General features: G+C 72.6%; 8 protein-coding genes and 1 pseudogene. 5 read left to right on the top strand and 4 right to left on the bottom strand.

Annotation, left to right across the window (positions count from 1 at the left end; translation table 11 throughout):
* From RIF68_RS13115 to RIF68_RS13105, 3 genes are all read left to right on the top strand, one after another.
* The coding region (locus RIF68_RS13115) for an LLM class flavin-dependent oxidoreductase (RefSeq protein ID WP_309051389.1) at positions 1-382 on the top strand (382 nt) is incomplete at its 5' end.
* Positions 383-470: 88 nt separating this feature from the next.
* Positions 471-3056, top strand: a complete 2586-nt coding sequence (locus tag RIF68_RS13110) for a bifunctional FO biosynthesis protein CofGH (protein ID WP_309051388.1) — start codon at positions 471-473, stop codon at positions 3054-3056.
* A gap of 147 nt (positions 3057-3203) precedes the next feature.
* Positions 3204-4376, top strand: coding sequence for an ADP-ribosylglycohydrolase family protein (locus RIF68_RS13105; protein WP_375165045.1), 1173 nt, complete (start codon positions 3204-3206; stop codon positions 4374-4376).
* On the opposite strand, the gene RIF68_RS13100 is transcribed toward RIF68_RS13105, so the two are convergent.
* The 4 genes from RIF68_RS13100 to RIF68_RS13085 form a co-directional block, all read right to left on the bottom strand.
* The gene (locus RIF68_RS13100) at positions 4361-5947 is read right to left on the bottom strand and encodes a sodium:solute symporter family protein (protein WP_309051387.1); all 1587 of its coding nucleotides are present in this window, start codon (positions 5945-5947) and stop codon (positions 4361-4363) included. The two genes, RIF68_RS13105 and RIF68_RS13100, sit on opposite strands and share 16 nt — an antisense overlap.
* Positions 5948-6243: 296 nt before the next feature.
* Entirely contained in the window at positions 6244-6444 is a 201-nt protein-coding gene (locus tag RIF68_RS13095; protein WP_309051386.1) for a DUF397 domain-containing protein, read from the bottom strand.
* A gap of 189 nt (positions 6445-6633) precedes the next feature.
* Positions 6634-7494, bottom strand: coding sequence for a helix-turn-helix transcriptional regulator (locus RIF68_RS13090; RefSeq protein WP_309051385.1), 861 nt, complete (start codon positions 7492-7494; stop codon positions 6634-6636).
* A gap of 316 nt (positions 7495-7810) precedes the next feature.
* The gene (locus RIF68_RS13085) at positions 7811-8509 is read right to left on the bottom strand and encodes a GPP34 family phosphoprotein (RefSeq protein WP_309051384.1); all 699 of its coding nucleotides are present in this window, start codon (positions 8507-8509) and stop codon (positions 7811-7813) included.
* 183 nt (positions 8510-8692) lie between these two features.
* Here RIF68_RS13085 and RIF68_RS13080 point away from each other — a divergent pair, with 183 nt between their 5' ends.
* Both RIF68_RS13080 and RIF68_RS13075 read left to right on the top strand, forming a co-directional pair.
* The gene (locus tag RIF68_RS13080) at positions 8693-11029 is read left to right on the top strand and encodes a D-alanyl-D-alanine carboxypeptidase (protein WP_309051383.1); all 2337 of its coding nucleotides are present in this window, start codon (positions 8693-8695) and stop codon (positions 11027-11029) included.
* Between the two features lie 153 nt (positions 11030-11182).
* Positions 11183-11561, top strand: a pseudogene (locus RIF68_RS13075) (MFS transporter); the annotation flags it as partial.

Raw genomic sequence — 11561 nt, 5'->3', positions numbered from 1 at the left:
ACCGACCGCGTACGAGGGCCGGTACGGCTACTCCGTGCGCGCCTCGGAAGCCTGGCCCAAGCCGGCCGGCGGCGCCCCGCGCACCCTCGTGGGCGGGGCGGCGGGCCCGAGGCTGTTCGAGCGGATCGCCGCGGCGGCGGACGGCTGGCTGCCGATCGGCGGCCGCGGTCTCACCACCGCCCTCCCGGCCCTCCGCACCGCCTGGGAACGCGCGGGCCGCGACCCGAAGGCCCTCCACGTCGTCCCGTACGCCGTCCACCCGAACCCCGGCAAGCTGGCCCACTACGAGGAGCTGGGCTGCGAGGAGGTCGTCCTCCAACTGCCCCCGGCCGGCGAGGCCGAGGTCCTGCGCGCCCTGGACGCGTACGCCGCCCACCTCTGAGTCCGCCCCGACCGGACCCCCCGGCGCCGTCCGGCCAACCTGGTGGGAGGCGGGCCGGGGGCGGGTGGGGCGCTCGTATGCTCGGGGCATGACGGATCAGCAGGCAGCAGCCCCCACCCGGAACGCCATGCGCCGCGCCCTCAGGCGGGCCAGGGACGGAGTGGCGCTCGACGTCGCCGAGGCGGCCGTGCTGCTGCGGGCGCGCGGGGAGGATCTGGACGAACTCGTCGCCTCCGCCGGGCGGGTGCGCGACGCGGGCCTGGCGGCGGCCGGGCGGCCCGGGGTCGTCACGTACTCGAAGAGCGTCTTCATACCGCTCACGCGGCTCTGCCGGGACCGGTGCCACTACTGCACCTTCGTCACCGTGCCCGGCAAGCTCCGGGCCGCGGGGCACGGGATGTTCATGTCGCCGGACGAGGTCCTCGACATCGCCCGGCGCGGCGCCGCGCTCGGCTGCAAGGAAGCGCTCATCACCCTCGGCGACAAGCCGGAGGACCGCTGGCCCGAGGCCCGCGAGTGGCTCGACGCGCACGGCTACGACGACACCCTCGCGTACGTGCGGGCCATGGCGATCCGCATCCTGGAGGAGACGGGGCTGCTGCCGCACCTGAACCCCGGCGTGCTGTCCTGGACCGACTTCCAGCGCCTCAAGCCCGTCGCCCCCTCCATGGGGATGATGCTGGAGACGACCGCCACCCGCCTCTGGTCCGAGCCCGGCGGCCCCCACTACGGGTCCCCCGACAAGGACCCGGCCGTCCGTCTGCGGGTCCTGGAGGACGCGGGACGCTCCTCGGTCCCCTTCACCTCGGGGCTGCTCCTCGGGATCGGGGAGACCCTGGAGGAGCGGGCCGAGTCCCTCTTCGCGCTCCGCCGCGTCGCCCGCTCCTACCACTCCCTCCAGGAGCTGATCATCCAGAACTTCCGCGCCAAGCCGGACACGGCCATGCGCGCGATGCCCGACGCCGCACTCGACGACCTGGTCGCCACGGTCGCCGTCGCCCGGCTCATCATGGGCCCGTCGGCCTGCATCCAGGCCCCGCCCAACCTGGTCGACGCCGAGTACGAGCGGCTGATCGCGGCCGGCATCGACGACTGGGGCGGCGTCTCGCCGCTCACCATCGACCACGTCAACCCCGAGCGGCCGTGGCCGGAGATCGAGGAGCTGGCCGCCCGGTCCGCCGCCGCCGGTTTCGAGCTGCGCGAACGGCTCTGCGTCTACCCCGAGTTCGTGACCCGGGGAGAACCCTGGCTCGACCCCCGGCTCCTCCCGCACGTCCGCGCCCTCGCCGACCCCGAGACGGGCCTCGCCAATCCCGACGCGGAGGTGCGCGGCCTGCCCTGGCAGGAACCCGACGAGGCCTTCACCGGCACCGGCAGGACCGATCTGCACACCACCATCGACACCACGGGCCGCACCCACGACCGGCGCGAGGACTTCGACGAGGTGTACGGGGACTGGGAGGCGCTCCGTGAGGCCGCCGCCCCGGGGATGGCGCCCGAGCGCATCGACACCGACGTCCGCGAGGCCCTCGCCGTCGCCGCCGACGACCCGACGCGGCTCACCGACCCGCAGGCGCTGGCACTGCTCCACGCCGACGGGCCCGCGCTCGACGCGCTGACCCGGATCGCCGACGACGTCCGCCGGGCGGTGTGCGGCGACGAGGTGACGTACGTCGTCACCCGGAACATCAACTTCACCAACGTCTGCTACACCGGCTGCCGTTTCTGCGCCTTCGCCCAGCGGCGGACCGACGCCGACGCGTACACCCTCTCCCTCGACCAGGTCGCGGACCGCGCCCAGCAGGCCTGGGAGGTCGGCGCGGTGGAGGTGTGCATGCAGGGCGGCATCCATCCGGACCTGCCCGGCACCGCCTACTTCGACATCGCGCGGGCCGTGAAGCGGCGCGTGCCCGGCATGCACGTGCACGCCTTCTCCCCGATGGAGGTCGTCAACGGCGCCACCCGCACCGGGCTCTCGATCCGCGAGTGGCTGACCGCCGCGAGGGAGGCCGGACTCGACTCGATCCCCGGGACGGCCGCGGAGATCCTCGACGACGAGGTGCGCTGGGTCCTCACCAAGGGCAAGCTGCCCACCGCCACCTGGATCGAGGTCGTCACCACCGCGCACGAGCTGGGCATCCGGTCGAGCTCGACGATGATGTACGGGCACGTCGACCAGCCCCGCCACTGGCTCGGCCACTTCCGCACCCTGGCCCGCATCCAGCGGGAGACGGGCGGCTTCACCGAGTTCGTGACGCTGCCCTTCATCCACACCAACGCCCCGGTCTACCTGGCGGGCATCGCCCGCCCGGGCCCGACCGTCCGCGACAACCGGGCGGTCACGGCGATGGCGCGCCTCCTGCTCCACCCGTACATCCCCAACATCCAGACCAGCTGGGTGAAACTGGGCGCGGAGGGCGCCGCCGAGATGCTCCGCTCCGGCGCGAACGACCTCGGCGGCACACTCATGGAGGAGACCATCTCCCGCATGGCCGGTTCCGGTTACGGCTCCTACCGCTCGATCCGTGACCTGGAGGCCATCGCGGAGGCGGCCGGCCGCCCGGCGAAGCCCCGCACGACCCTGTACGGCGAGGTCCCGGAGGAACGGCAGCGCGCGGCCCGCGCCTCCGACGGGCACCTTCCGGAGCTGTTGCCGGTCCTCCAGGAGGACTGAGGCGGAACGGGGCACAGTGCGGTCAAAAGCGGCCTGAGGGGCGTCGGATCACATAACGTTGTGGCCCCCGAACGGGCGTACCCGGTCGATTACAGTGCTGAGCAGACCGGTGGACGGGCAGGCCGGTGGACGGGGGGAGGGCACGTCGTGGCGACGACCGCCGCAACCGGGACAGCCGCGACGGGGACGGCCGCGACCGCCACGGCCGGGTCCGCCCCCGTCGTCTGGGGCCGCGCCGAACAGCAGGACTTCCGGTCCCGGGTCCGGGGCTCCCTGCTCGGGGCCGCCGTCGGTGACGCCCTCGGCGCCGGGGCGCACGGCCTCGCCCTGGCCGCGATCCGGGAGGCCCACGGCGAGGACGGGCTCACCGAACCGGTCCCCGCCTTCGGCCGCAGGGGGGCCGTCACCGCCGCCACGCAGATGGCCCTGTTCACCGTCGACGGCCTGATCCGCGCCCAGGTCCGCCGCGACCTCGGCGTCTGGCACCCGCCCACCGACATCCACCGCGCGCACCGCCGCTGGATCGCCACCCAGCACGACTGGGGCCCGGACGAGCGGCGCCCCGACCTCGGCTGGCTGGCCCGCGAGGAGTGGCTGTACGCCCGCCGGAACCCGCCCCGGGCCTGCCTCACCGGCCTCGGCGACGAGCACCTCGGCACCCTGGACAGGCCGAAGAACCCCGAGGCCGCCGACTCCGGGGCCCTGCCCCGCTCCGCCCCCTTCGGCCTCCTGGTCGGCTGGGAACCCCAGCTCGTCTGCCAGCTCGCCGTGGAGTGCGCCGCCCAGACCCACGGCGCCCCCGGGGCCATGCTCGCGGCGGGCGCCTTCGCCGTCACCGTCCACGGCATCGCGCGCGGCGGGCCGGTCGAGGCCGCCGTCGACGTCGCCCGGCGCCAGCTCCTCGCGCGCCCGGGGCACGAGCCGGTCCTCGCGGCCCTGGACCGCGCCCTCGGAGCCGTACGGGAAGGGGCGCCGGACCCGGAGCGGGTGGCCGCGCTCGGGGCGGGCGAGGACCGGGCCGAGGGGCAGTTGGCGGCGGCCGTCTACTGCGCCCTGGTCGGTGAGGACGTACGGCACGGGCTGCGCCTCGCGGTGAACCACGACGGGCCCTCGGCGGTGACCGGGGCGCTCACGGGCGCGCTGCTCGGGGCCCTGCACGGCGAGACGGCCCTCCCGCCGGCCTGGCTGGCCGAGCTGGAGGGCCGTGCGACGGTGCTGGAGCTGGCGGACGACTTCGCGATGGAGATGACCCAGGGGGCCGCGCTGCACGGCCCCGGGGCCTCCTCCCCGGGCTGGCTGGCCCGCTACCCGAGGGCCTGACCGGTCCGGTCCCCGCCGGGGGCCGGGCCCTGCGGGGGTACGGCGGCCGTACCGCCGCTTCCGCCGGCCGGTCCGCCGCCCGCCGGGCTGCCGTCGTCGGAGTGCAGCCGGTCCAGGACGGCGTCGCGCTCGGGGGTGTCCTCCGGCTTGAGGTGTCCGATGAGGACGTAGAGGACGAGCGAGGTGGCGAGCGGCGAGACGATCTGGATCTGGAGCTCGATGCCGTCCAGGCCGTAGTTGGTGAGCCAGAAGGCGAAGAGGCCGGCCGCCCAGGAGACGAGCGCTGCCGTCGGTCCGGACTTCCGGAAGGCGCGCAGCAGACCGAGCATGAAGGGGATGGCGATCGGCCCCATGAGTCCGGCCACCCACTTGATGACGACGGTGATGATGTCCTTGAAGGTGGGGGAGTTGACCTGGGTGGCCACGGCCATCGACAGGGCGAGGAAGGCGATCGTGGACCAGCGGGCGGCGAGCAGTCCGGCCCGCTGCGACCAGGTCCGGGCCGCCTTGCTGAGGACGGGCGCGATGTCCCGGGTGAAGACGGCGGCGATCGCGTTGGCGTCGGAGGAGCACATCGCCATGGTGTGCGAGAAGAAGCCGACGATGACCAGCCCGAGCAGACCGTGGGGGAGGAGCTGTTCGGTCATCAGGGCGTAGGAGTCGGAGGCGTCCGCCTTCTCCGGGGTCACGAGCAGCGGCGCCACCCACATCGGGAAGAAGAGGACGAGCGGCCAGACGAACCAGAGGACGGCGGAGAGACGGCCGGAGCGGGTCGCCTCGCGGGCCGAGGGGGTGGCCATGTAGCGCTGGGCCTGGTTCCACATGCCGCCGCTGTACTCGAAGGTCTTGATGAAGAGGTAGGCGAGGAGGAACGTCAGCGTGTACGGGCCGGCGGTGGGCGCGGTGTGCCCCTGGAGTTCGGGGCGGTCCCACACGGTCCACAGGGCGCTGAACCCGCCGAGCTTCGCGAGGACGGCGACGAGCATCGCGATCCCGGCGAAGAACTGGATGACGAACTGGCCGAGTTCGGTGAGCGCGTCGGCCCACAGGCCGCCGACCGTGCAGTAGATGCCGGTGACGACACCGGTGATGAGGATGCCCTGGTTGAGGGAGATCCCCGTGAAGACGGAGAGCAGGGTGGCGATCGCGGCCCATTTGGCGCCGACGTCCACGATCTTCAGCAGGACGCCGGACCAGGCGAGGGCCTGCTGGGTGGGCAGGTTGTAGCGGTTCTTGAGGTATTCGAGCGGCGAGGCCACGTGCAGACGTGAGCGGAGCCGGTTGAGCCGGGGCGCGAAGAGGTGGGCGCCGACGGCGATGCCGATGGCGATGGGGAAGGACCAGGTGACGTAGGAGGTGACGCCGTAGGTGTAGGCGATGCCCGCGTAACCGGTGAACATCACGGCGCTGTAGCCCGACATGTGGTGGGAGATGCCGGAGAGCCACCAGGGCATGCGCCCGCCGGCGGTGAAGAAGTCGGAGACGTCGTCCACCCGCTTGTGGGACCACACGCCGATCGCGACCATCACGCCGAAGTAGCCGATGAGCACGGCCCAGTCGAGACTGTTCATGGAGCCCCCTCCAGGGGTTCTGGTCCGCCTTGATAATCCGCCTTGTGAACGCCGTTCATCGTGTGGGGAGTTGGGGTGCGTAGACAACGCGGTGGCGGGTCAAGGGAAAGTAAAATCGTTCGCTTTGCTGACTCAGGTTCATGTGTGTGAACCTTGGAGGGGTGTGACGCGGACACGCGAAAGCCCCCTGGACGGGGGCTCGGGCCGGGCGGTGGGTCAGGCGGCGGACATGCGTGAGCCCCCTCGGCCAGGACGGCGGACCGGACGAGAGGGCTCCTCGGGAGGCGCGTAGGGAATCAGAGGGTCCCGTTGCTCACCTGGCCGACGAAAACGTTCCACGAGCCCGGTCCGAAAGAGAGGGACGGGCCTTCGGGAGCCTTGGAGTCCCGCACCGCGACGGCGGCGACGACGGGGGACCGCACTTCGACGCAGGCTCCGTTCCCGCCGGAATACGAGGACTTCGTCCAGGTGTCCGTAGCGCCCTGAATAATCGCCATACTGCTCAACTCCGGTTCTGCCCGTAGGTCGTGCCACCGTGGTCTCGATGGCGTGATCGACGCTACTCGCCGGCCCCGGGCCGCGGGACCGGCGTTCACACGACCGGGTGGCATATTCCAGCCGGGGGTTCCGCGCAGAGCGGTGGGCGGTGTACCGTACCGGCCCCCACCCCGGCGACCGCGTTCCGGTCACCCCTGGGCGTACACCTTGGCCTGCTTCGCGATGAACTCCCGGGTCTGTTCCACATTCAGCGCCTGCGCCCGCAGGTGCTCGTACATCAGGGAGTATTTGGCCACATCCGGAGCCTTCTCCAGATAGAGGTCGCTCGTCACGCCCTCGATGTAGACGACGCTCGAATCGGAGGCGTCGGGGAATTCCAGGATCGAGTACTGACCGCTGATCCCCGGGTGCGCGCCCATCTCGAAGGGCAGCACCTGCACCGTCACGTGCGGCAGGAGCGACTGCTCGATCAGGTGCTCCAGCTGCTCGACCATCAGCTGCTTGCCGCCGACGACCCGGCGCAGGGCGCCCTCGTCGATGACCGCCCACAGCCGCAGCGGACGCTCCTCGTCCCGGATCCGCTCCTGGCGCCGGGTGCGGACGGTGACGCGCTTCTCGATCTCCGCCGGCGTGGACTCCGGCAGCGCGCCGGAGATCACGGCCTCCGCGTACGCGTGGGTCTGCAGCAGGCCGGGGATGACTTGCGGTTCGTAGACGCGCAGGCTCTCGGCGTCCGTCTCCAGGCCGATGTAGACGCTGTACGGGATGTCGCCGAAGGCGTGCCACCAGCCCTGCTGGCGGGAGTCCTTGGCCATCTGCATCAGCGAGTTGACCATGTGCTCGTCCTCGACCTCGTACACGCCGCACAGGTCACGGACGTCACGCTGGCTGATGGAACGGCGGCCGTTCTCCAAGCGGCTGATCTTGGACTGGGAGACGAGGAGGCGCTCGGCGACCTGCTCGGCCGTCATGCCTTTCGCCTCCCGGAGCTTGCGCAGCTCCTGTCCCAATCGGCGTCGCCTGACGGTGGGGTTGACGTTGGACGCCACGGAAACTGCACCTCCGGCTGTCTGCTGGGTAGCTGTGAGTGTCTACCGCTTGGCAGACTGCCACCAAAGGAGCGGTGTGCGCTGGGAAACGGGCACAACGCACGTGTGCGGGGCGGCCGTCGGGCCGCCCCGCACAGCTGTGCGGCCCGGACGGTGACGCGTGAGGCGTCCCGCCCGGGCCGCATGGTGCCAGGGGTGCTGCTCGTACGGGGGTGGTGTCCGTACGGTGAGTGGTGCGGGTGGTGCGGTGGTGTTCGGCGTGCCGTGGTGCGGGTGGTGCCATGGTGCTCGGCGTGCCGGCGGTGCGTGCCGTACGTCAGTGTGCGGCGGCGCGGGCCATGCTGCCGCGCGGCTGGGCGGGAACGCCCGAGGCGCCGCGGCGTGGCTGGGCCGCCACCCCGTTCTGGACGTCCATCACGGCGTGCGCCACGAGACCGCCCATCGGGTCGTGCCGGATCAGGTCGCGCAGCCGGGACCGCGACGACCGTCCTTCGTTGCCGGGGTACAGGTGCTTGCCGAGACCGACCGCGTGGGCCAGTGCGGCGAGCGCCGCGGTCCGCGGGTCCGGCGGTACGCCGGTGCGGATCGCACTGTCCAGCCGGGCCTTGATCTCCCGGCTGATCGCCGTGTCCGTCGCCTGGTAGCGAGTCGTCGGCAGCACCCCGCACATCTGGCCCTCCACGGCATGCACCATGCCGCATCGCTCCAGATGCGAGAGATACGTCTGGCGAAGCCCCAGTCGGGGCCCGCCGATCCAGTGGACGGCCCGTACCGGACTGCCGCGCCTGCGCAGCAGTTCCAGTGCGGAGTCCAGGGTCGGATCTCCGGTCGGCCGTGGCATCACCACGGCGATACGATCCCCGTCAGGGGCTATCCGTCCTGCCAGAGCCAGCTCCACTAGCTGTGCTCCGGCCAGGCCGAGGTCGAGCGACTGCGGCTGCGCTGTGGTACCCGTGGTCGGGTCCAGAGCGAGCAGCAGAAGCTCCTCCGGAAGTGTTCTGCGGCTCCTGCCCATCCATGCCTCCCCGCGTGGATGAATGACAGGGTGACCCCTCTCACATTCATCTGTCGAGAGTGCCCGGGTGGTTCGTCCGGGAACCAGTAGGTATGTCGTTCTCGTCTAGCACGGGAGCCAAGGGGTTCACACAGGACACTGGTAGACGGTTCGGACGTACGTATGACGCATGGAGGAGGCACGGTGGCGGGCGAGTCCCCCGACAGAGCGGAGCAGCAGGGTTCGTCGCAGGAGACGACGGACCCGGGCAGCGGGGTTCCGCGGCGTTCCGCCCCGGTCCAGGTCGACCAGCCGACAGCCGTGTTCAAGAGCCTGACGCCGCGCACGCCCGAGGACGACGCCGGCCCGGAGCCGGCCCCGGAGCCCACCGCGGAGGCGGAGGAGCGCGCGGAGACCGGTGAGGCGGGCAGTGAGCGCCTGAAGGCGGCGGTGGCGGCCTGGGTCGCGACGGCGGAGGACGAGGGCGCGGAGAGGCCCGCCGGTCCGTCCGCCGCGGCGCCCGCCGAGGGGACGGCGGCCGACGAGCGGTCCGGCGACGCCGGGGCGGCGGCCCCGGAGGACGGGAAGCCGGAGACGGCGGGCAAGGCCGACGAGGCACCGTCCTCCGGGACGCCGGCCTCCGGCGAGCCGGTGAAGGCCCGGGAGGAGTCCGCCGGTGCCGCCGACTCCGCCGGCCCCGTGGACTCCGAGGACGCGGGTGACTCCGGCGACGCGGCCGGTTCTCCGGCCTCCCGCCGGGCCGGGAGCGCCGGGGCCCCGGCGGAGGAGCCGGTCGACCAGCCGACGACGATGTTCCGCGCGGTCCGCCCGCCGGTGGCGCCCGCTCCCGCCGTGGACCAGCCGACGACCGCCCTGAAGCTCCCGCAGGACCTGCGCGGCCCCAAGGGCGGCGCGTCCGGCGGCGACGCCCCGGACGCGGGCCCCGACTCCGACAGCGAGCGCACGAGCACCTTCGTACCCCTGCGCCCGGACATCCCGGCCGAGCGGAAGCCGCAGGAGGCCCCGAAGTCCCCGGCGGCCTCCGCCGGCCCCACGGCCCCGGCCGCGTCCAGGGCCGCCTCCACGCCGTCCTGGGCCTCCCAGAAGGCGAAGGGCACCGCGCCCGCCGCCGGGCCGGAGGCCACGCCCCCGGCCGGCGCCCAGGCCCCCGGCGCTGCCGCCGCATCCGCCGCCGCTCCCGCGGGTCCGGCGTCGCTCAGCGAGCCGGAGCGGACCCGGCAGCAGCCGATGCCGCCGCTGCCCCCGCTCGACCTGCTGGCCGAGCTGACGAACACCCCGCCCCCGCCGCCGACCGTCCTGCGGACGACCATGCGCCGGCTGCGGATCTGGACGCCGCTGGTCCTTCTGCTCCTGATCGTCTTTGCGATCGCGCAGATGGTCCGCCCGCTGCCCGCGCCCGCGCTGACCCTCACGGCCGCGCCGACCTTCACCTTCCAGGGCGGCGAACTGCGGATGCCGTGGCCCCACGAGGGGCAGGGCGCGGTCGAGGTCGAGGGCGTCGGTTCCATGGGGACGTACGGACCGCAGAAGCCGGCCCCCATCGCCAGCGTCGCCAAGACGATGACCGCGTACGTGATCCTCCGCGACCACCCGATCAAGGGGAAGCAGCAGGGCCCCGAGATCTCCGTCGACAAGAAGGCCGGCGAGCAGGCCAAGGCGAAGGACGAGTCGACGGCCCAGATCGCGGAGGGCCAGACCTACTCGGAGAAGGAACTCCTCCAGCTCCTGATGATCCCCTCGGGCAACAACGTGGCCCGGCTGCTGGCCCGCTGGGACGCCGGTTCCGAGGAGGCGTTCGTCCGCAAGATGAACGCGGCCGCCAAGGACCTGGGCATGACCCAGTCGACGTACACGGACCCGTCCGGCCTCTCCGACAGCACCGTGTCGACCCCGCTGGACCAGCTGAAGCTGGCGAGGGCGGTCATGCAGTACGACGTGTTCCGGGAGATCGTGAACATGCCGAACCTGACCGTCGAGGGCATCCCCGGCCGCATCGAGAACAACAACAACATCCTGCTGGAGCCGGGGGTGAGCGGCATCAAGACCGGCTCCTCCACCCCCGCCGGCGGCAACCTGCTCTGGTCCGCGAACACCGTCGTGGACGGCAAGGACCGCCGCATCCTCGGCATCGTCATGGGCGCGAAGGACGCGCGGCTGCTCCACGACAAGCTGCAGCTCGCCATCGACAACAGCCTCAAGCTCATCCAGAAGGCCCAGGCCGACGTCACCTCCGCCCCCGTCGTCCGTGAGGGCCAGGTCCTCGGCCACGTGGACGACGGCCTCGGCGGCCGGACCCCGGTGGTGGCGACCAAGGAGCTCAAGGCGGTCGGCTGGCCCGGCCTCCGGGTGAAGCTGGAGCTGACCGACGGCGGCAAGGCCGTCCCGCACTCCGCCAAGGCGGGCGACGTCGTCGGCCAGGTCTCCATCGGCGAGGGCGCGGGCAAGGTGAGCGCGCCGGTGGCCCTGCAGAGGGACCTGGTGGAGCCGGGCTTCGACAAGAAGCTGACGCGGCTCGGCTGAGCGCGGGCAGGGCCGTACGGCATACGGCGGACGACCGGGGAGCCACCCGGTCGGATGGGCGCCCCGGACCTCCGGGGCGCCCTGCTGTTAGCTTTTCCTGGGGACGAGAAGCACGCGAGGACGAAGAGACAGGAAGCACGGGAAAGGGCCGCAGTGACCACCGCCGAGCCGACACGCGCCCAGACCGGGCCGGAGTTCTCTTCCCCTCCGCGAATCCTTCTTCCCGCGCAGCGGACGGCCTCGGAGGCGCCCGTGCCCGCCCGACGGCGTAAGCGCCGCTACCCGGTCCTGGTGGCCACCGGGCTCGCCGCCCTCACCCACGTGCTGTGGTTCTTCTTCTTCGCGAACAGCGGCGGCGACCTCGCCGCGCAGGACGCGTGGGCGGAGTTCGTGGGACGGCACCCGGACTCCGCGTACAACCTCGCCTGGTACGGCGGGATGCACCCGGTCTCGTACAGCGTGGTCTCGCCGTACGTGATGTCGCTGCTCGGCGTGCGGTCGACGATGATGATCGCCGGCACGCTCTCGGCGG

Source organism: Streptomyces sp. (assembly GCF_031178505.1).
Taxonomy (GTDB): Bacteria; Actinomycetota; Actinomycetes; order Streptomycetales; family Streptomycetaceae; genus Streptomyces; species Streptomyces gulbargensis.
Note: the sequence above shows the minus strand (reverse complement) of the source record. Positions and strands in the feature narration are given on the sequence as shown.

Bases quoted from the DNA above. Each gene is read 5' to 3' on its own strand.
- RIF68_RS13100 (WP_309051387.1), bottom strand. From the start codon at position 5,947: ATGAACAGTCTCGACTGGGCCGTGCTCATCGGCTACTTCGGCGTGATG.
- RIF68_RS13110 (WP_309051388.1), top strand. From the start codon at position 471: ATGACGGATCAGCAGGCAGCAGCCCCCACCCGGAACGCCATGCGCCGC.
- RIF68_RS13085 (WP_309051384.1), bottom strand. From the start codon at position 8,509: ATGGGCAGGAGCCGCAGAACACTTCCGGAGGAGCTTCTGCTGCTCGCT.
- RIF68_RS13095 (WP_309051386.1), bottom strand. From the start codon at position 6,444: ATGGCGATTATTCAGGGCGCTACGGACACCTGGACGAAGTCCTCGTAT.